Consider the following 19,383-nt stretch of genomic DNA (forward strand, 5'->3'; position numbering starts at 1 on the left):
TCGCTCAGATCCAGCCGCGGCGGACCGCGACGACGCCGGCCTGGAAGCGGTTCACCGCGCCCAGGAGTTCGTGGAGGCGGCTCATGCGCCGCCGCATCGTGCGGACCGACCAGCCGAGCTGGCGGGCTATGGCCTCGTCCTTGAGGCCGCTCACCAGCAGGGTGAGCACCAGGCGGTCCTCCTCGTCGAGCGGGTCCTCGGCGGGGACGTCCAGCGGCAGGGCCTGCTTCCAGCACAGCTCCCAGTAGTCGGTGAGGGCGTCCAGCAGCGCCGAGGGGCGGATGACCGCGGCGCGCACCCCGTCGAGGTCCAGGGAGAGCGGCATCAGGGCCAACCGGCGGTCCGCGATGGCCAGTTTGATCCGCAGGCCCGGCATGACCCGGGCCTGCTCACCGCGGCGCACGAGTCCGCGGATGTCGTCGAGCACCCCCGGCCACTCCAGCGCCTCGGGGGCGTAGACCGCGCGGTAGCGCACGCCGCGGCCCAGCGCCGTGCTCTCCACCGGGTTGGAGGTGGTCAGCGCGTACGGCGGCCGGTCCAGCGTCATGACGTCCTCGCGCGCCTCCTGCTGGAGGCGGACGAACCAGCGGCCGAGCGCCTCGCGGCCGGTGGTGATCTCCACTTCCTCTTCCCCCGCGGTGCCCGCCTGGGCCGCCGCGAACAGCCGCGACAGTTCGGCCGCCGCCGAGCGGACCCGGTCCAACTCCGCGGCCCTGTTGCGCACGAGGGACTCGACCGCGGCTCCCGGCTCGATCGCCGCGTACCGGCGGCGCACCCCCGCGAGCCGCCCGACCAGACCGTGGTCGTGCAGCCGGTCCAGCGCCCTGGCGGCGCGCACGGGGGAGCAGCCGAGGTCGGCGGCGAGCTCGGTCGGGGCCGCCGTACGCCGGGTCAGGACGGCCCGGTAGACGCTCTCGTCGAACGGATCGATGCCTGCCGCGGTGAGATCGTTCGTCATATCCGGATACTGGCCCACTTGTGCCACCGGCAGCAATGGGCCGCCGGGATCCGTTGTACGGAGAGTGACTTCGGCACTAGGACTTCTCTCCATGGCCAAGAACGCACGAAGAAGCCGACGCCTGGTGGCCCTCACCGTCACCACGGTCGCCCTGGCCGGGACGCTGACCGCGATACCCGGCACCGCCAGCGCGCAGTCACCCGACCCGAACCAGCGGGTCATCGTCGAACTGTCCGGGGACGCCGCCGTCGCCGCCGCACCCGGCGGCTCGCTCACCTCCCTGGCCGCGGGTCCCGCGTCCACCGTGGCCGACGCCCGGCGGGCCCTCGCGGTACGCCAGGACGCCTTCGTGGAGACCGTGCGCAGAGCCGGCCTGCACCCCGCCTCCCCCCGCAAACTCGGCCTGCTGGTCAACGCGGTGGCGATGACGGTGCCGGGCTCCGAGACGGCGCGGCTGGCCGCGCAGCCCGGTGTCCTCGGCGTCCGGCCCGACACCCGGGTCCAGGTGCAGACGGACGCCAGCGTGCCGCTGACCGGCGCGCCCGAGGTCTGGAAGCGCGCGGACCCGTCCGGGGTGAAGGCCACCGGCAAGGGCACCGTCGTGGCGGTCCTGGACAGCGGCGTGGACTACGGCCACCCGGACCTCGGCGGCGGCTTCGGCAAGGGCCACAAGGTCGTCGGCGGCTACGACTTCGCCAATGGCGACGACGACCCGATGGACGACAACGGCCACGGCACCCACGTCGCGGGCATCATCGCGGGCAAGGCGGCCGCGAAGGGGGGCGTCACCGGCATGGCGCCCGACGCGAGCCTGCTGGCCTACAAGGTCATCGGCGCCGACGGCAGCGGCTACACCTCCGACATCATCGCCGGCATCGAGGCGGCGGCCGACCCGGCGGGCCCCCACCCGGCCGACGTCATCAACATGAGCCTCGGCGGTCCCGGTGACGGCACCGACCCGCTGGGCCGCGCGGCGACCGCCGCCGTGCGGGCCGGAGTGGTCGTCGTCGCGGCGGCGGGCAACTCCGGGCCGGGCAAGGGCACCGTCAGCTCCCCGGCATCCGCCGACGGGGTCATCGCCGTCGGCGCCTCCACCAGCGGGGTGCGGATGCCCAGCGCGTACCTGGCGGGCAGGAAGCCCGAACTGATCCAGACGTACCGCGGCATCCTGTCCGCGAACCCGCCCCGGGAGCCGGTCACCGCCCCGCTCGTCGACGTCGGCGCGGGCACCCCCGAGGACTGGAAGCGGGTCGGTGACGTCCGCGGCAAGATCCTGCGGGCCGACATCCTCGTCCCGCCCAGTACGGAGGTGCTGAGCGGGAGCGACATCGACTGGGCGCGCGAGGCCGAGAAGCGCGGCGCGCTCGCCGTGCTCGGCGGCCTGGCGTCCCACGACGGGCCCGTGCTCGCCGCCGCCACCCCGGGCACGGTCGAGGTCCCGGCGACCCCGGCCCGCCCCGGCCTCGGCCGGACCACCGCGTCCGGCGACTCGCTGCGCATGGACCGCCTGGTCGTCATGGGCATCGACGCCACCCAGTACGCCCAGCTGAGCCGTGAACTGGCCGCCGGGAAGGTGTCCGTCACCCTGCGCGGCACCGACTCCACCGACGAGATCGCCTCGTTCTCCTCGCGCGGACCGGGCACCGGCTTCGGCCTCAAGCCCGACCTGGTCGCCCCCGGCGTGGAGATCCGCTCCACGATCCCCACCGCCATGTACGCACCCGGCGTCTACCGCATGTCCGGCACCTCGATGGCGAGCCCGCACGTGGCCGGAGCCGCCGCCCTGCTGCGCCAACTGCGCCCGGACCAGGCCCCGGACGCCGTCAAGTCCGCCCTGGTCGGCAGCGCGAAGCCGCTGGCCGGCACCGGACCCACCGTCCAGGGCAGCGGCCGGCTCGACGTGGCCGCCGCGGCCTCGGCCGCCCTCACCTCCTCCCCGACGGCCGTGTCCTTCGGCCTCGCCGACCTGGCGGACAAGAGCGTCGGCGCCTCCGCGCAGGTGCGCCTGGCCAACCCCGGCAAGACGCCGCTGACCGTCACCCTCACCGGCAGCGGGCCCACGACCGTCTCCCCGGCGCGGGTCACCCTCCCCGCCGGAGGGTCCGCGACCGTCACCGCCACCCTGCGCGCCGACCGTCCGGCCACCGACACCGAGATCAGCGGCCGGATCACGGCCACCCCCGATCGCGGCCCGGCCCTCCAGGTGCCCTACCTGCTCGTCGTCCGGCACCTGGTCGTCCAGGCCTCCCCCGACCCGAGCGACGGCCGCTCCACCGTGCACATCGCCGCGCCGGCCGCCCTCAACGCGCCGCCGGAGATCAAGGTCACGCCGCCGCACGGCAAGGCGTTCACCCTGCCCACCACCATGAACGGCGCCGGCTACTACCAGGCCGACGTGACCGGGAAGGCGGCCGGCGCCTACCTGGTGGCCGTCCAGGCCACGACCACCGACGGCCGCCGGATCACCGGGTCCAGCGCCTTCGAGGTGACCCCCGCCAACAGCCGCGGCGAGCGCTGGGAGCCCATCGGTCCGAACAGCGAGGCCGGCTACGTCGCGCTCTCGCCCGCTCGGCCGAAGCAGGCCGTCGTGACCCAGTACCGCAAGGCCGCTCCCTGGCTGACCACCGACGGCGGCGCCCACTGGCGCCAGGTCGGCAGGCTGCCGATCGCCGACGGCAACGGCACCGGAGCGGTCGTGGTCGACGCCCGCCGCCCCGATCGCTGGTGGTACGCCGTGAACACGGCCGCCGACCCCACCCGCCGGGGCACCATCCTGCGCACCGACGACAACGGCCGCACCTGGCGCAAGCTCGACGTGCCCGACGCCCACATCGACGAACTCGTCGCGGACGAGCAGACCCGTACCCTCGCCGCGATGGTCGACGGCTCGCTGCTGGTCAGCACCGACGCCGGCGACAGCTGGGCGACGTACCCCACCGGCATCACCGGAGGCATCCGCGAGGCCGCCCTCGTCGGCGACACCCTGTACCTGGCGACCTTCGACGGCGTCTGGCGGATCGACGGCATCGGCAAGGGCGACCCCGGGACGGCGCACCGCATCCTCGACGAGCCGGTCAACACCATCCGCGGCCTGGCCGCCGACTCCACCGTGGTCGCGGCCTACGTCCCCGGTACGGGCATCCGCGGCTCCTACGACAAGGGCCGCACCTGGTCCACCCTGCTGACCCTGCCGGAGGGCGGCAACGGGCTGACCGCCTCCGGCGGCGACCTGTACCTGCGCGCGCTGTTCGGCGCCGGGCAGGTGAGCCGCGACCACGGCAGGACCTGGAAGCCCGTGGCCGCGCCCTCGAAGGCGGCCATCGCGATGGACTACGACCGCTGGGCCGACGGCTCGGTGACCGTGTCCAGCGAACAGGACGGCCTGTACCGCGGCTCGGCCGACGGCGCCGGCTACCGCAGGATCGGCGTCCAGGGCCTGACCACCCTCGCCCTCGCAGCCAGCGGCGACCAGCTGCTCGCCGGCACGGTGAGCGGCACCTACCGCACCGCCATCCCCGTCGCCGGACCCGAGTGGGGCCAGTCCGGCTCGGAGGGCATGACCGGTCGCCTCACCTCGCACATCGCCGTCTCGCCGAAGGATTCCAAGGTGGCGTGGCAGGTGCGGCGCACCGCGACCGGCCTCTTCGAGGTCTCCCGCAGCGGCGACGCCGGCCGGACCTGGCAGGTGAAGGGCACGTCCTCCGAGATACCGACCTCCATCCTGGTCCACCCCGCCGACCCGGACCGGGTGGCGATCAGCTTCCGGAGCATCTTCGGCGACGGGCTGTTCTCGACGGCCGACGGAGGCAGGACGTGGAAGAACCTCTTCCACGAAAGGTCGTTCGACGCCATGGCCGGTGACCCGCGCGACCCGCGGCGCCTGTGGCTCGGCAACGCCTCGGGCCTCTACCGCTCGGACGACGGCGGCGTCACCAAGACCAAGGTCGCCGACGGCCCGGTGACCGCGCTCACGATGGACGGCCGACGCCTGATCGTCGGCGGCTCCTCCGTCCGGATCACCGCCGATGACGGCAAGACGTTCCGCACCGCCGACACCGGCCCGCTCGCGGTCCACGTGTCGGACCTGCTGCGGGTCGGCGGGGCGCTGTACGCGGCCACCACCCGCTCCACCGAGTCCGGCCTCGTGCAGGGCGGCCGGGGCGTCCTGCGCAGCACCGACAACGGCCTCACCTGGGAGAACGTCTCCGGCGGCCTGCAGAACACCGACACCACCAAGCTGGCCGCCGCCCCAGACGGCCGCACGCTGTACGTCGGCACGGTCGACGGCGGGGTGCACCGCCTGAAGCTGCACCGCTGACCCACCCGGCGCCGACGCGCGCGCCCGCGTGACTGCCGTGGCCGACGGGACCCGTTCCCGCCGGCCACGGCAGTCGTGCGTGGTCCCGCGGCACGCCGGGAGCACCCCCACCTGTCGCGGCGGGGCCGGCTCCCCTACGGTCGGGGTGAGCGATGCGCCCCGGGCCTGCGGCTGACGGCGCATCACCCGCCCACCCCCACCGGGAGACGCGCATGAGGATGCTGATCAACAGTCCGGAGACGGTCGTCGCGGACGCGCTGCGGGGGATGGCCGCCGCGCATCCGGAGCTGGACGTGGACGTGGAACGGCGGATCGTGCTGCGGCGGGACGTGCGCGGGAGCGGGCGGGTCGGGATCGTGTCCGGCGGCGGGTCCGGTCACGAGCCGCTGCACGCCGGGTTCGTGGGGTACGGCATGCTGTCGGCGGCCTGCCCCGGCGAGGTGTTCACCTCCCCCGTGCCCGATCAGATGCTGCGGGCCGCGGCCGCCGTGGACAGCGGGGAGGGGGTGCTGTTCGTCGTCAAGAACTACACGGGGGACGTCCTCAACTTCGAGATGGCCGCCGAACTCGCCGACGAGGACGGCATCCGGGTCGAGCGGGTGCTGGTGGACGACGACGTGGCCGTCACCGACAGCCTCCACACCGCCGGACGGCGCGGCACCGGCGCCACCCTCTTCGTCGAGAAGATCGCGGGAGCCGCCGCCGAGGAGGGAGCGCCTCTGGAGCGGGTCGCGGCACTGGCCCGGCGCGTGAACGGGGCCTCCCGCAGTTTCGGCGTCGCGCTGAGCCCCTGCACCACCCCGGCCAAGGGAAGCCCGACCTTCGCCCTGCCGGACGGCGAACTGGAGCTGGGCATCGGCATCCACGGCGAGCCCGGCCGCGAGCGGCGACCGATGACGAGCGCCCGGGAGATCGCGGAGATCGCGGTCGAGGCCGTCCTCCCGGAGCTGGACGAGGTGGGACCGGTGGGCGGTCCGGTGCTCGCACTGGTCAACGGGATGGGCGCGACCCCGCTGCTGGAGCTGTACGGGTTCCACGCCGAGGTGGCGCGGGTGCTGGCGGAGCGGGGCGTGCCCGTGGCCCGCGTCCTGGTCGGCAACTACGTCACGGCGCTGGACATGGCGGGGTGTTCGCTGACCCTGTGCCGCGCCGACGACGAACTGCTGCGGCTGTGGGACGCGCCGGTGCAGACCACCGCCCTGCGCTGGGGCCGCTGACACGGGCAGCGCGGCTCCGGTAACGCGGGCTCCGGGACCGTAGGCTGGGAGCGGTCACAACGGAGCGGGCAGGATGACGTCGATCGGCTGCGAGGAGATCCGGTGCGGGACGCGGAGCAGGATCCGGACGAGGGGCGGAACACGGTGCGGGACGCGGAGTTCTTCGTACGCTGGCTGGCCGCCGTGGCCGTGTCGGTGGAGCGCGAAGCGGACCGGCTGACGGAGCTGGACTCCCCCATCGGCGACGCCGACCACGGCGGCAATCTGCTGCGCGGTGTCCTGGCGGTACGGTCCGCACTCGGCGACCAGCCGCCGCAGTCCCCCGGCGCGGTGCTCCAACTGGCCGGGCGGACCCTGATCAGCACGGTGGGCGGGGCCTCCGGCCCGCTGTACGGAACCCTGCTGCGGCGCACCGGCAAGGAACTCGGCGACGCCGCGCGGGTCTCCGACGAGGAGCTGCGCCAGGCCCTGTACGCGGGGGTGGGCGCGGTCGCGCAGCTGGGCGGGGCCGCGCCGGGCGACAAGACGATGCTGGACGCGCTGGTTCCCGGGATCGCGGCGCTGAGCACGTCGTACCGCGCGGCGGCGCTGGCGGCGCAGGACGGGGCGCTGGCGACCGTACCGCTCCAGGCCCGCAAGGGACGTGCGAGCTATCTGGGCGAGCGGAGCATCGGGCACCAGGATCCGGGGGCCACCTCGGCGGCGCTGCTGCTGCGGGCGCTCGCCGACACGGCCGATGCCGACGACGCCGCAGGACCCGCGGAGGCCGGGCAGTGAGCGCGACGGCGAACGGCGAAGCCGGGACCGGGGACGGAGCCCTCGTCGGGATCGTGCTGGTGTCGCACAGCGCGGCGGTGGCCCGGTCCGTGGCGGAGCTGGCCGGGGACCTGGTGGCGGGCGGGCCCGCCGTCCCGGTGGCCGCCGCGGGCGGCACGCCCGACGGCGCGCTGGGCACGAGCGCCGAGCTGATCGCGGCGGCGGCCCGGTCGGTGGACCGGGGCGCCGGGGTGGCGCTGATCGCCGACCTCGGCAGCTCGGTGCTGACCGTCAAGGCGCTGCTGCTGGACGAGGAACTGCCGGCGGGGTCGCGGCTGCTGGACGCGCCGTTCCTGGAGGGCGCGGTGGCGGCCGTGGTGACCGCTGCGACCGGCGCCCCGCTGGACGCCGTGGCTGCGGCGGCGGGCGAGGCCTACGCGTACCGGAAGGTCTGACCCGCCCCCCGCGCGGTCCGGACCGCCGTCTCAGCGGCCCCGCAGGTTCTCGATCTCGCGCCGTTCGCGCTTGGTGGGGCGGCCCGCGCCCCGGTCGCGGATGCCCACGACCGCCGCCTCGACGGGGGTCGGCGGGGGCGGGCTGTTGTCGGTCAGGCACTCGGCGGCCACGGGCGCGCCGACCCGCTTCGTCACGGCCCGGCGGACCACGACGATGCGCTCGCGCCCGGCGTGGAAGAGCCGCACCTCGTCGCCCGGGCCGACCGCCTGGGCCGGTTTGGCGCGTTCGCCGTTGACCCGCACGTGCCCCGCCCGGCAGGCGGCGGCCGCGATCGAGCGGGTCTTGGTCAGCCGGACCGACCAGATCCAGACGTCCACCCGCGCCGTTCCCGTTCCCGCTGCGGTTCCCTCTTCAGCCATGCCCCGACTCTATCCACCGGGCCGGGCCGCGCGGGATCCGCCGGGACCGCCGTCCCCGGGCGGCCCGGCGCGGCATCCTTGGCGGATGCGCCAACTCGCATGGCAGGTGCCAGGTAGATTGCCCGAAGGTGATTGCACATGCGGCAGAAGTGGCCCTAACGTGTGGCACCTGCGGTCCCACCGCCCCCACCCGCTCCGCCCGTCCCCGGCGCGGGTCCTTGCCAGACCCGAGGAGCCGAAACCGTGTTCTCCACGAGTACCCACCGCCGCCGCGCGGCCGCCGCCGTCCTCGGCGCCGCCCTGCTCGTCCCGCTGACCGCCTGCGGCAAGGACGACCCGAAGGAGCCCGCCGCCGACAGCGCGAGCGCGTCCGGCTCCGCGTCGGCCGCCGGGCCGAAGCCGGCCCGGCTGACCGTCCTCGCCGCCTCCTCGCTCACCGACGTCTTCAAGACGGCCGGCGCCGCGTACGAGAAGTCCCACCCCGGCATGAAGATCACCTTCTCCTTCGCCGGGTCCCAGGAGCTGGCCGCCCAGGTCCGGCAGGGCGCCCCGGCCGACGCACTGGTCACCGCCGACACCAAGACCATGGACGGACTCGCCACCGAGACCACCGCCTCGAAGGTCATCGCGAAGAACCGCCTGGTCATCGCCGCGGGCAAGGGCAACCCCTTCAAGATCGCCGCGCTGAAGGACCTCGCGGATCCCAAGATCAAGGTGGTCCTGGCAGCGCCCGAGGTCCCGGTCGGCCGGTACGGCAAGCAGATCCTCGACGCCCAGAAGATCGAGGTGAAGCCGGTCTCTCAGGAGCCCAACGTGCGCGCGGTGCTCTCCAAGATCGAGCTGGGTGAGGCCGACGCCGGCCTGGTCTACAAGACGGACTCCGACAAGTCCAAGGACAAGGTCACGGCCATCGACATCCCGGACGGGCAGAACGCCGTCGCCTCCTACCCCGCCGCCGCCCTCAAGGGCTCCGGGAACGCCGAGGCCGCCACCGCGTTCGTGGCGTGGCTGAGCACCCCCGAGGCGCAGCGGATCCTGCAGGACGCCGGCTTCCAGCCGGCCTGACCGCCGTCCGGTAGAACAGGCACAGGACGCGGCGTCCGAGGCAGTGGCAGAAGCAGAAGAGGCAGCGCAGATGGCCAGATCCCGTACGCGGACGCAGACCCGGATCCGTCCGCCGCTCGCCCTCGCGCTGCCCGCCCTGCTGGCCGTCGCCTTCCTGCTCCTGCCCCTCCTCGGCATCCTCGCGCGCACCCCGTGGAGCCGGCTGGGCACGCACCTCACCACCCCGGGCGTGGTCGAGGCGCTGCGGCTCTCGCTCCTCGTCTCGTTCTGGGCGCTCGGGCTCTCCCTGCTGCTCGGGGTGCCGCTGGCCTGGCTCCTGGCGCGGGTGCGGTTCCCGGGCAAGCCCCTCGTGCGCTCGCTCGTCCTGCTGCCGATGGTGCTCCCGCCGACCGTGGGCGGCGTCGCCCTGCTGCTCGGCTTCGGGCGGCGCGGACTGCTCGGGCCCTGGCTGGAGGACACCTTCGGGGTCACCCTTCCCTTCCACACCTCGGGCGCGGTCATCGCTGCCACCTTCGTCGCGATGCCGTTCCTGGTGATCAGCCTGGAGGGGGCGCTCGGCGGACTCCGGCAGAGTTACGAGGAGACCGCGTCCTCCCTCGGAGCCTCGCCGGTCCGGGTGTTCTTCACGGTGACCCTGCCCATGGTGGCCCCGGGTCTGATCGCCGGAGCCGCGCTGACCTGGGCGCGCGCGCTGGGCGAGTTCGGCGCCACCATCACCTTCGCCGGGAACCTGCCCGGCACCACGCAGACCCTGCCGCTCCAGGTGTACCTGCTCCTCCAGGACCAGCCCGAGGCCGCGACCTCGCTGTCGCTGCTGCTGCTCGCGATCGCCATGGCCGTCCTGATCGGGCTGCGCGGCCGGTGGACCGGGGCACCGCCGGCCGCCGGTCGTACGGAGACCACCGGCGCCGACGCCCCTCCCGAGCCCGCGGCCGGGCCCCCGGTCGACGGCGCGGCGGCGCCCGGCGGCTCCGCCGCTGCGGCGGGCGGGAGCTGGCCGCTGCACGCGACCGTCACCGGCTTCAACGAACTGACCCTGGACGCGGAGCCCGGCACCACCATCGCCGTCGTCGGGGAGAACGGCGCCGGCAAGACCACCCTGCTCCGGGCCCTCCTCGGACTGACCCCGCGCGCCCACGCCGCACTGACCCTCGGCGACCTCGACGTCAGCGCCCTGCCCCCGCACAAGCGGCAGGTCGCCTGGGTCCCCCAGGACGGCGCCCTCTTCCCGCACCTGAACGCCCTCGCCAACACGGCGTACGGACTCCGCGCCCGGGGCGTTCCGCGCGCCGAGGCCCGCGCCGAGGCGCAGACGTGGCTCGACCGGCTCGGCGTCGGCCACCTCGCCCGCCGCAAGCCCGCCCAGCTCTCGGGCGGTCAGGCCCAGCGCGTGGCCCTGGCCCGTGCGCTGGCGGCCAGGCCCCGGCTGCTGCTCCTCGACGAGCCCCTGGCGGCCCTCGACCAGACGACGCGGGCGCACGTACGGCACACCCTGCGCACCCATCTCGCGGGCTTCGGCGGGGTCTGCCTGATCGTCACCCACGACCCCGTCGAGGCCGTGTCCCTGGCCGACCGGGTGCTCGTGCTCGCCGACGGCCGCGCCCTCCAGGACGCCCCGCCCGCCGAGGTCACCCGCCATCCGCGGTCCCCGTGGGTGGCCCGCATGCTCGGCCGCAACGCATGGCCCGGCACGGCGACCGGAGAGGGCCTGGCGTTGGCGGGCGGCGGCCGGCTGGTGCTCGCGGACACCCTGCCGGACGGCGCCGCGGCGCTGGCGATCATCGCCCCCGAGGCGGTCTCGGTCCACCGCGACCGGCCGGGCGGCAGCCCCCGCAACGTGTGGCCCGGCACCGTCCGCGAGATCACGGCGATCGGCAGCAGGCTCCGGATCCTGGTCTCCTCGCCCGAGGCCCCCGACCTGGTCGCCGAGATCACCCCGCAGGCCGCCGCCGAACTCGGCCTGGCGGACGGCGCCGAGGTCTGGACGAGCGTGAAGGCGACCGAGGTCACCCTCATCGCCCTCTGACCCCGGCGGCCGGTACGGGAACGGCAGCAGCCGGCGCGGGGCGGGGCGTCGGCGCAAGGACCGGCCGCGGCAGCACGGAAAGCCACTCGCCGCCGCCCTCTCCGCCGGGGCCCCTGCCCGCCCCGTCCACCCCCACCAGCACCCAGCCGGGGCCTCCCGCCGTCACCGACACGACCCCCTCGCTCCGGCCCACCTCGGGCGCGCCGCCGCCGAGGACGACCACCGCCGCGCCCTTGCCGGTCGCCCACCGGAACTCCGCCAGCAGCCGGTCCCGCAGCGCCGCCTCCTTCCGGTCCACCGGCGACCGTCCTGCCGTCCCGTCGTCCTGTACGACGACCAGCGCCCCGGTGGCGGCCTCCCGGGCCGCCGCGGCGATCCCCTCGCGCAGTGCCCGCAGGCGCTCCAGCCCGCCCCCGTCGAGGGTGCGGCGGGTCCCGTCGAAGCGCAGGAACCGTACGCCCCGGTGGACCAGCGAACCGGGCGCGTCACCGGAGGCCAGCACCACCTCGGGCCGCTCCGCCCCGATCTCCTCCCGGGCCCGCCGCAGGTCGGCCGCCGACTGGCCGCCGGGCAGGAGCGCGAACCGCCACGGCCGCGCACCGACCTCGGCGGGTGTCGCGGCCAGCGCCGGGTCCCGGACGACCGGGTTCCGCGGCGCCGCACCGGCCTGCGGACCCACCGTCGTCAGGGTGTCCAGCACCACCGTGCCCGGCCGCGTACCGGAGCTCGCCGAGAGCCGGTCGAGCGCCAACGGCCGCTCCGCCGACGCAGGTACGGGCAGGCTGACCCGGCGCCAGCCGGTCCAGTCGACGGCGGGCCCGCGCAGGACCACCTCCGCCCCGTCCCCCTGGCGCAGCCGCGCCGCGATCCGGCTCCCCGACCCGTCGCCCTCGACCCAGAGGGCCAGGGAACGCGCGAGGTCCGGCAGCGGTACGGGACGCGGCGGCTCCGCCGCGGCCGAGCCGCCCTGCCGCCGGGCCGGGGACGCGGGGCGGCGCCGCTCCCGCCGCGGCGCCGCTCCGGCGGCCTCCGCGGTGAGGTCGAGGCGCAGTCCGGTCCCCGGGTGCCCGGGGGCCGCGCCCGCGCCCGGCCCCTTCCACCGCTCCGCGTCGCTCAGGTCCGCCAGGTCCTCTTCCACCAGCCCCACCCCCACGGCCAGTTCGGTGGTCACCGCGGGCGCTCCGGGCGCCGCCACGGTGGCCCGGAGCAGGCCGGTGGCCCGCGGCTGGAGGGCGGTCACCGTGAAGCCGCCGCGTCCGTCCTCGCCGATCCGCCAGCGCGTACGGTCGTACTCCCAGCGCACGTCGCGGCCCTCCACCGGGGCCGCCCGGCCCTGCGCGTCGCGTCCGGTAAGCGCGAAGGTGCCCGTCTCGGCCCGGTCCGCGAGGCCCAGCCGCGGTGTGCTCGGGCGCAGGCCCGTGAGCGGGCCGAGGACGTCCAGGCGCAGCGCTCCGCCGGCCGCCGCGGCGCGGGCCCGCACCGACGCGCCACCGGGCCGCCGGGCGTGGAAGATGCCCTCGACATCCACCCGGCCGGAGCCGCCCGGGTCCACCGACCAGCGGGGCCCTGGCGCGCCGGGGGCGGCCGGCACCGGGCCGAGCACGGCGTCGTAGCCGGTGGCGGTGAGGGTGCGGGTCAGGCCGGGGAAGACCCGGGTGGCGCCGCCGAGGGCCTCGACGCGGTAGCCGGTGAACCGTCCCGGGCCGCTGGGGACGGTGAGGACCAGCCCGTTGGCGACCTTGCGGGCCGCACCGTCCGAGGGGGAGTTCTCCAGGTCGAGCCGGGAGGTCCCGCTGCGTGCGGCGAGCAGGGTGGTGGAACCGCCGCCGTCGAGGTTCAGCGCGTCGTGGGCCCCGAGGCCGTGCATCAGCCGGCCGAGCCCCGTGAGCGTGAGGCCTGCGCTGTCCCGCTGGCGGCCGTCGACGGTGACGAGGCGGAGCGTGCGGCCGTCCCGGGAGAGGCCGACCGCGGTGCGCGGGGCGGAGGCGTCGTTCGGCCCGCCGTCGTGGTTCTGCGGTACGCCGCCCACCACCAGGGCCGCGCGCCCGCCGAGGGCGGACACCAGGGGCCCGCGCCCGCCGTCGTCGCGCCGGAGCGCCGCCGAGAGGGTGACGGGGTCTCCCGGGCGCAGCGCGGCGACCCGGGCCGCCGCCCCGCCCCGGCCGACCAGCACGGTGACGCCGGGTAGGGGCGGGATGCCGCGCGCGGGCGAACGTACCGACGTGACCCGCCCGTTGGCGACGTCTGCCTCGGCGGTCGCCCCCGGACCGGCGGCGGGGAGCGTTCCCCCGGCCCAGTCGGCGGTGTAGGCGAGGTACCCCTCGGCGGGCGGCCGGGCGGTGTTGTACCCGGCGAGCGGGTGCGTGGTGGCGGGGGTTCGCGCGCTGCCGGGACCGCCCGGGCTGCCCGGGCTGCGAGGGCCGGTGGGACCGTCCGCACCGTCCGGACCATTGGGCAGGGTGACGCCGCCGGTGAGTCCGAGGGTGAGGATGCGTCCGGCGCCGTCCGCGCCGAAGCCGATGGCCGCGCCGGCGCCCGGGGCGGGGGCGTGCAGCAGCCGGCCGCCGCGAATGCCGGGGCCGAGCGGGGCTCCCGTGCCCCCGATGTCGAAGAAGTCGCCGTTCACGGCCGCGACCACCCGGCGGCCCGGTCCGGCCGGGTGGCGGGCCGCGGAATCGGCGACGGTCGCCGGGCCGCCCCCGCCCAGGTACTCGGCCCGTACGCCCGGGGCCCCGAGGTCCACGGCGAGTTCGTCGATCCGCAGCCAGCGGTCGCGCTCCAGGCGGTCGTAGGACTCCAACCGGACGCCGGGGGCGAGGGGACGGCCGGTCCGGGCGGTCTCGGTGCCGGTGGCCGCGACCGGGCCCGGGTCGGCGGCCGCGGTGCGGGCGGGGCCCGCGAGCGCGGCCGTGGCGAGGAGCAGGACCAGCAACGGACGGAGTGGGGACACCACGGCAGAATGATCTGTCCGCTCAGCACACAAGCGGATGAACCCGCGGCTGCGAGGCCGGTTCAGCCATTCGCCGGGCGGACCCTTCGCGCATCGTCAGAACGCTGGCCGGAAAGCTTTGGACAGAGGACGATCCTCTGTCATATGTTCGCGCGGGACCCGCCCTCGGCGGGTTTCTTCATGCGCACCACATGTACCCGTGGGGGGTCCTCCGTCATGTCCTACGACGCCACCAGTGCGCCCGGTCCGTCCGGCGCACCCGGTCCCTACGATCCGCCCGTACCGGGCTCCGGCCCCGTCGCCCCCGCCCCGGCGCTCCGCTCTCCCAGCGGACTGGGCCTCGCGGTCACGATCCTGCTGGGCGTCGCGGGCGTCGTCGACCTGGCGGCTGCCCTGATCGGGCTGGGCAAGGGCGCCGGAGTCAGCGACATCGCCGTCGGCGACGGCACGGAGGCGCTGAGCGGCGACGCGCTGCTGTCCGGCTCCGTCGCGCTGGTCCAGCTCGTCCTCCTGCTGGGCACCGGGATCGTCTTCATCATCTGGTTCCACCGGGTCCGCGTGAACGGCGGAGTGTTCCGGCCCGACCTCTTCGGCAACGGGCCCGGCTGGGCCATCGGATCCTGGTTCATCCCGATCGGCAACCTCTTCCTGCCCTTTCGGATCGCCAAGCAGACCTGGCAGGCCAGCGTCCAGTACGGGCCGGACGGCTCCGCCCGCGCCCTCGGCGTCACGCCCGTCACCGTTTGGTGGTTCACCTTCATCGGGTCGAACCTGGTCGGCCGCGCCAGCGAAGCGGGCGGCGACCTGCTGTCGGCCGTCTCGGCGGTGTTCGCGGTCCTCTTCGTCCGCAAGCTGACCGCCCTGCAGGTCACGAAGGCGACCGAAGGACCCAACGCCCTCGCCTGACGCTCCTTCACGGCCACCTGTCACCCGACAACGGGCACCGGGCACCGGGCACCGGGCACCGGGCACGGTCACGCGCTACGGGGCGCGCCCGCGTTCACCCGGCGGGCACGGGCGCCGCGGCGGCGGGGGCCGCGGCGACGGGGACGGCGAACTCGCACCAGACGCATTTGCCCGCGCCCTTCGGCTCGACGCCCCAGTCGTCGGCCAGCCGGTCCACCAGCATCAGCCCGCGCCCCGAGACCGCCCAGTCGCCCGCCTCGCGCCGCCGGGGCAGGGCGCTGGACGAGTCCTCGACCTCGATCCTGATCCGGCCCTCGACCGTGAGCCGCAGGTTCACCTGGCCGCCGCCGTCGGTGTGCACCAGGGCGTTGGTCATCAGCTCGTCGGCGGCCAGCTCGATCTCGTCCGCCATGTCCCGGGCGCCCCAGGCGGCCACCGCCGCGCGGATCAGGTGCCGGGCCAGCGTCGGGCCCTCCTGGTCGCCGGGCAGGAGCCGCTGCCGGAGCGGGCCGCCGCCGCGCGGGGTGGGGGTGCCCCGGCGGCGCAGCAGCAGGAGGGCCATGTCGTCGCCCGTACCGGAGTCGCCGACCAAATCGCAGAGCACGTCGGCCAGCTCCTCCACGTCCACCGGTCCGTCGCACACCGCGTCCATGAACTCCCGCATGCCGGTGTCCGCGTCGGCCCCGGGCCGCTCGATCAGCCCGTCCGTGCAGAGCAGCAGGGTGTCTCCCGGATGCAGCTCCATGGTGGTCACCGGGTAACCGGAATCCGCCCCGGACCGGTCGCGCGGCGGCAGCCCCAGCGGCATGCCGCCGGCCGCGGACACCCGGTGGCAGCTGCCGTCGCCGCGCCGCACGACGGGGTCCAGGTGACCGGCCCGGACGATCTGGAGCATCCCGGTGGTCAGGTCGATCTCCGCGTACGTGCAGGTCGCGAAGCGCTCCGTCTCCAGCTCGCGCAGGAAGGCCGAGGCCCGTGCCATCGCGGTGCCCGGGGTGTGCCCCTCCGCGATGTAGGCGCGCAGGACGATCCTGAGCTGCCCCATGACCGCCGCCGCGTCGGTGTCGTGACCCTCCACGTCGCCGATCATCACGCCGACCCGGCCCTCGCCGAGCGGGATCACGTCGTACCAGTCCCCGCCGATGTCCCGCCCCATCCGGGCCGATCGGTAGCGCACGGCGATCAGCGCGCCCGGCACCTCCGGGATGCTGCGCGGCAGCATGGCCCGCTGGAGCCCTTCGGCGAGGTCGTGCTCCTGCTCGAAGAGGATGGCCCGCTGGAGGCTCTGCGCGATGCCGCTGCCGAGGGCGACCAGGAGGTTGCTCTCCTCCGCGGTGAAGTCGCCCTCCCGCGCGTACAGCAGTCCGAGCGCTCCGATCGGGCGGCCCTGCGCGATCAGCGGGAGATAGACCCCGCTGCGCACGTTGAGCGGCTGGATGTACCGCCACAGGAGGGGGAAGCGGCGCTGGAACTCGTCCCGGGAGGTGACGTACACCGGCTGCAGCGTGCGTACGGCTTCGCTCATCGGGAGGTCGGCTTCGATCCGGGTGTACTCGATCTCCGGGACGTACGTGCCCAGCTGCCCCTCCGCCACCAGGTGGACCCGGCCCCCGTCGACCACGCCGAGCATGATGCTGACCGCTCCGAGGTGGCCGAGCGCGGCGGGGTCCTTGAGGATGTCGGTGACGTCGTTGACGGTCCGGGCATGCGCGAGGATGGCGGTGGTGCGCTCCACGACGCCCGTCATCCGGCGCCGCCCCTCGTCCCGCTCGCTGCCGGCCCCCGGCTCGCCTGGATCGAGGTCCGCGTCCCGGACGATACCGATGATCCGGTACGGACGTCCGGTCGGGTCGCGCAGGATGTGGCCCTGGATGTGGGTCCAGCTGGCCGAGCCGTCACGGCGGCGGATGCGGAAGTAGGCGCCGTAATGGTTGCGCCCGTCCTTGAGAGCCTGGGCGACCCGGGCGTCGAGCCGCGCCTCTTCGCCGGCGGGTATCCGGGCCCGGAGCCCGCCGGGGGTGCCCGTGAACTCCTCCGGGCGCAGTTCGAACACCTCGAGAGCGGTCGGGTCCAGATGCATCTGCCCGCTGTCGAGGTCCCAGTCGAAGGTGCCCATCCGATTCAGCGCGAGGCTCAGGTCCGGACGGGCAGGCCAGTCGACCGCGAGGGATTCGCCCCTTTCGGCCATGCAGTCAGGATCTCACCCATCCGCCCGGCGCGCGGGGCGAGCGGCGCACCGACCGGGATCCGGCCACCCGGCGCTGCGGCCCCTCGCCCTGCGACCGGCCGGTCCTGCGGCCCGGCAGCCGCACCGGAGGCGGAGGCCTCGGCGGCCCGGGCCGCCGAGGACGGTGCCGCCGTGGACGGGGCACGTTGTGGCCAGGCTCGCCGTGGCCGGGGCCGCCGTCAGCCGCCGTGGCCCTGCCCCGGCTCCGTGCTGGGCGGCGGGTTCTGGCAGCTCACGTCCTGGGCGGGAAGCCGACCCGTGGTGAGGTACGCGTTGACGGGTATGTTGGCGCAGGCCGTGGGGGTCGCGAGATACGCGCCGTGCCCCTCGGCGCCCAGAGCCGTCACCATCCGCGACCCGCGCAGTGCCGCGTGCAGCCCCTGGCCGCTGGTCAGCGGCGTCTGGGGATCCCACTCGTTCTGCACGGTCAGCACGGCGGCCCGGGTCTTCATGGGCGTCGCGGCCTCCAGCGGCCGCTGCCAGAACGCGCAGGGCTTGATGTTCGAGGCGAAGTCCCCGTACAGCGGGTGCTTCACCTTGTCCTGCGCCGCGTCCCGCGCGTACTGGCCGGGATCGCGCGGCCAGCTGTCCGTGTCCCCGCACACGACGGACCAGTACGCGGCCATCGCGTTGTCGTCGGGAGCATCGTCCGAAGCGGTGGTGGGCTCCGGCCGGCCGACACTCGGGCCCCCGGCGCGCGGCGTGCCGAGCGGCGCCTTGCCGGCCGGGTCGTTCGTGCCGCCCGGCGGCTGGGCGGCCTTGTCGGCGGCAGCCTTGAGGCCCTTGATGCCGACCGAGGCCTCATGCGGGGAGAAGTAGAGCGAGGGTTCCTCCCGGATGGTGTCGCCCGTCATCCTCTGCCCGTTGTAGAGGAACGGCTCGCGGTCGGCCCGGGCCACCAGCGCCCAGAAGGTGTCGGCCACCGCCTGGGGCGTCGCGCCGAGCTTGTAGTAGTCGTCGCGCTCCGCGGCCCACCGGGTCCACCGCTCGAAGGCCGGCTCGGCTCCCGTTCCCCACACCTGGATCATCCCGCGCCAGACGCGCTGCGGATCTATGCCGCTGTCCAGGACGAACCGGTCGGTGCGCTGCGGAAACATCTGGGAGTAGACCGCGCCGAGGTAGGTCCCGTACGAGTAGCCGAGGTAGGAGATCGTGCGCTCCCCGAGCGCGGCGCGGATGACGTCGATGTCGCGCGCCGTGTTGCGGGTGGTGATGTGCGGGAGCACGTCGCCGGACTTCTCCCGGCACTTGTCGGCGATTCCGCGCGCCCAGGCCACGTCCGAGGCGAAGGTCTCCGGCCGGTAGGCGCCCCCGATGCCGCGCTCGTCGCGGTTCAGCCCACAGGTGACGGGGCTGCTCTCACCGACGCCGCGCGGGTCGAAGCCGATGAGGTCGTAGTGGTCCCGCACGTCCTTGGGCATCTCCCTGTCCGTCCGTATCGTGCGGTAGAGCCCGCCGGCGCCGGGGCCTCCCGGGTTGACGAGCAGTACCCCGCGCCGCTTGGCCGGGTCCCCGCTCTTCATCCGGGATATGGCGAGGTCCAGCATGCGCCCCTCGGGATGCTGGTAGTCGAGCGGCACCTTCAAGGTCGCGCACTCCACCACCTCCGGTTTGTCCGGGCTGCACCGCTGCCACGTCGGCTTCTGGCGCAGGTATTCGGGGGTCTGGGCGGCGGACGCCTGGGAAGACGCCGCCCAGGGCAGGGCGGTGGCCATGAGGCCGGCGGCGGCGAGCAGCGGGACGAGACGTTTCATGCGCGGAGGACCGTGCTTTCTTCCGATGAAATCCCTTGCGCCTCCACTGTGTTGGACGGACCACTTCGGACGAATCCCCCACAAGAGCCGACCTTTCGTCCCTCTCGCGTACTACGCGATATCCGGACAGACGGCCGAGATTCGGCCGCTCGATCGGGGCGTTCCCCTGCACCGCCCGGCCCGCGCCCGCACAACGGCGCGTAGTCCCCTCCCCCTTGGGTACGACGGCAGGCGGACAGGACCGGGCCGGCCCGCCCCCCCGGGGGGCGGCCGGCCCCCGGCGGGGGGCGCGGGGACCGGGCGGACGCCCGGGGCCGGGGGGGCGGGGCCC

Annotated in this window: 12 protein-coding genes; 7 read left to right on the forward strand and 5 right to left on the reverse strand. The window is 75.2% G+C overall.

Features of this window, described 5'->3' with window-relative positions:
- Positions 1 to 4: 4 nt before the first annotated feature.
- The gene (locus ABZY31_RS10550; RefSeq protein ID WP_356407249.1) at positions 5 to 958 is read right to left on the reverse strand and encodes a helix-turn-helix domain-containing protein; all 954 of its coding nucleotides are present in this window, start codon (positions 956 to 958) and stop codon (positions 5 to 7) included.
- 91 nt (positions 959 to 1,049) lie between these two features.
- On the opposite strand from ABZY31_RS10550, the gene ABZY31_RS10555 reads away from it, so the two are divergent.
- The 4 genes from ABZY31_RS10555 (at position 1,050) to ABZY31_RS10570 (ending at position 7,704) form a co-directional block, all read left to right on the forward strand.
- Positions 1,050 to 5,276, forward strand: a complete 4,227-nt coding sequence (locus ABZY31_RS10555) for a S8 family serine peptidase (RefSeq protein WP_356407252.1) — start codon at positions 1,050 to 1,052, stop codon at positions 5,274 to 5,276.
- 212 nt (positions 5,277 to 5,488) lie between these two features.
- Positions 5,489 to 6,493: a dihydroxyacetone kinase subunit DhaK gene (gene dhaK, locus ABZY31_RS10560; protein WP_356407254.1), complete on the forward strand. Its 1,005-nt coding sequence runs from the start codon at positions 5,489 to 5,491 to the stop codon at positions 6,491 to 6,493.
- A 144-nt stretch (positions 6,494 to 6,637) separates the two neighbouring features.
- Entirely contained in the window at positions 6,638 to 7,270 is a 633-nt protein-coding gene (gene dhaL / locus ABZY31_RS10565) for a dihydroxyacetone kinase subunit DhaL (RefSeq protein ID WP_356407294.1), read from the forward strand.
- A complete protein-coding gene (locus ABZY31_RS10570; RefSeq protein WP_356407257.1) occupies positions 7,267 to 7,704 on the forward strand; it encodes a PTS fructose transporter subunit IIA in 438 nt (145 codons plus the stop codon). The genes dhaL and ABZY31_RS10570 overlap by 4 nt, the downstream gene beginning before the upstream one ends.
- A gap of 30 nt (positions 7,705 to 7,734) precedes the next feature.
- On the opposite strand, the gene ABZY31_RS10575 is transcribed toward ABZY31_RS10570, so the two are convergent.
- Positions 7,735 to 8,124, reverse strand: coding sequence for an RNA-binding S4 domain-containing protein (locus ABZY31_RS10575; protein ID WP_356407260.1), 390 nt, complete (start codon positions 8,122 to 8,124; stop codon positions 7,735 to 7,737).
- A gap of 243 nt (positions 8,125 to 8,367) precedes the next feature.
- On the opposite strand from ABZY31_RS10575, the gene modA reads away from it, so the two are divergent.
- A complete protein-coding gene (gene modA, locus ABZY31_RS10580) occupies positions 8,368 to 9,189 on the forward strand; it encodes a molybdate ABC transporter substrate-binding protein (protein WP_356407262.1) in 822 nt (273 codons plus the stop codon).
- A gap of 70 nt (positions 9,190 to 9,259) precedes the next feature.
- A complete protein-coding gene (locus tag ABZY31_RS10585) occupies positions 9,260 to 11,215 on the forward strand; it encodes an ABC transporter permease (RefSeq protein WP_356407265.1) in 1,956 nt (651 codons plus the stop codon).
- Here the strand turns inward: ABZY31_RS10585 and ABZY31_RS10590 are convergent.
- Entirely contained in the window at positions 11,202 to 14,165 is a 2,964-nt protein-coding gene (locus tag ABZY31_RS10590; protein WP_356407268.1) for a phosphodiester glycosidase family protein, read from the reverse strand. The two genes, ABZY31_RS10585 and ABZY31_RS10590, sit on opposite strands and share 14 nt — an antisense overlap.
- 216 nt (positions 14,166 to 14,381) lie before the next feature.
- On the opposite strand from ABZY31_RS10590, the gene ABZY31_RS10595 reads away from it, so the two are divergent.
- Positions 14,382 to 15,071, forward strand: a complete 690-nt coding sequence (locus tag ABZY31_RS10595; protein ID WP_356407271.1) for a DUF4328 domain-containing protein — start codon at positions 14,382 to 14,384, stop codon at positions 15,069 to 15,071.
- A 94-nt stretch (positions 15,072 to 15,165) separates the two neighbouring features.
- Here ABZY31_RS10595 and ABZY31_RS10600 read toward each other — a convergent pair whose 3' ends face one another.
- Together ABZY31_RS10600 and ABZY31_RS10605 are read right to left on the reverse strand one after the other, a co-directional pair.
- Positions 15,166 to 17,259 carry a SpoIIE family protein phosphatase gene (locus tag ABZY31_RS10600; protein ID WP_356407274.1) on the reverse strand — a complete coding sequence of 698 codons (2,094 nt, stop codon included), beginning with the start codon at positions 17,257 to 17,259 and terminating at the stop codon, positions 15,166 to 15,168.
- Between the two features lie 218 nt (positions 17,260 to 17,477).
- Positions 17,478 to 19,052: an alpha/beta hydrolase gene (locus ABZY31_RS10605; RefSeq protein WP_356407276.1), complete on the reverse strand. Its 1,575-nt coding sequence runs from the start codon at positions 19,050 to 19,052 to the stop codon at positions 17,478 to 17,480.
- Positions 19,053 to 19,383 lie beyond the last annotated feature (331 nt).

It is taken from the genome of Streptomyces sp. NPDC006529, from assembly GCF_040611795.1.
In the GTDB taxonomy this organism is placed as follows: Bacteria; Actinomycetota; Actinomycetes; order Streptomycetales; family Streptomycetaceae; genus Streptomyces.

Bases quoted from the DNA above. Each gene is read 5' to 3' on its own strand.
- ABZY31_RS10550 (WP_356407249.1), bottom strand. From the start codon at position 958: ATGACGAACGATCTCACCGCGGCAGGCATCGATCCGTTCGACGAGAGC.
- ABZY31_RS10555 (WP_356407252.1), top strand. From the start codon at position 1,050: ATGGCCAAGAACGCACGAAGAAGCCGACGCCTGGTGGCCCTCACCGTC.
- dhaK (WP_356407254.1), top strand. From the start codon at position 5,489: ATGAGGATGCTGATCAACAGTCCGGAGACGGTCGTCGCGGACGCGCTG.
- ABZY31_RS10575 (WP_356407260.1), bottom strand. From the start codon at position 8,124: ATGGCTGAAGAGGGAACCGCAGCGGGAACGGGAACGGCGCGGGTGGAC.
- ABZY31_RS10585 (WP_356407265.1), top strand. From the start codon at position 9,260: ATGGCCAGATCCCGTACGCGGACGCAGACCCGGATCCGTCCGCCGCTC.
- ABZY31_RS10595 (WP_356407271.1), top strand. From the start codon at position 14,382: ATGTCCTACGACGCCACCAGTGCGCCCGGTCCGTCCGGCGCACCCGGT.
- ABZY31_RS10600 (WP_356407274.1), bottom strand. From the start codon at position 17,259: ATGGCCGAAAGGGGCGAATCCCTCGCGGTCGACTGGCCTGCCCGTCCG.
- ABZY31_RS10605 (WP_356407276.1), bottom strand. From the start codon at position 19,052: ATGAAACGTCTCGTCCCGCTGCTCGCCGCCGCCGGCCTCATGGCCACC.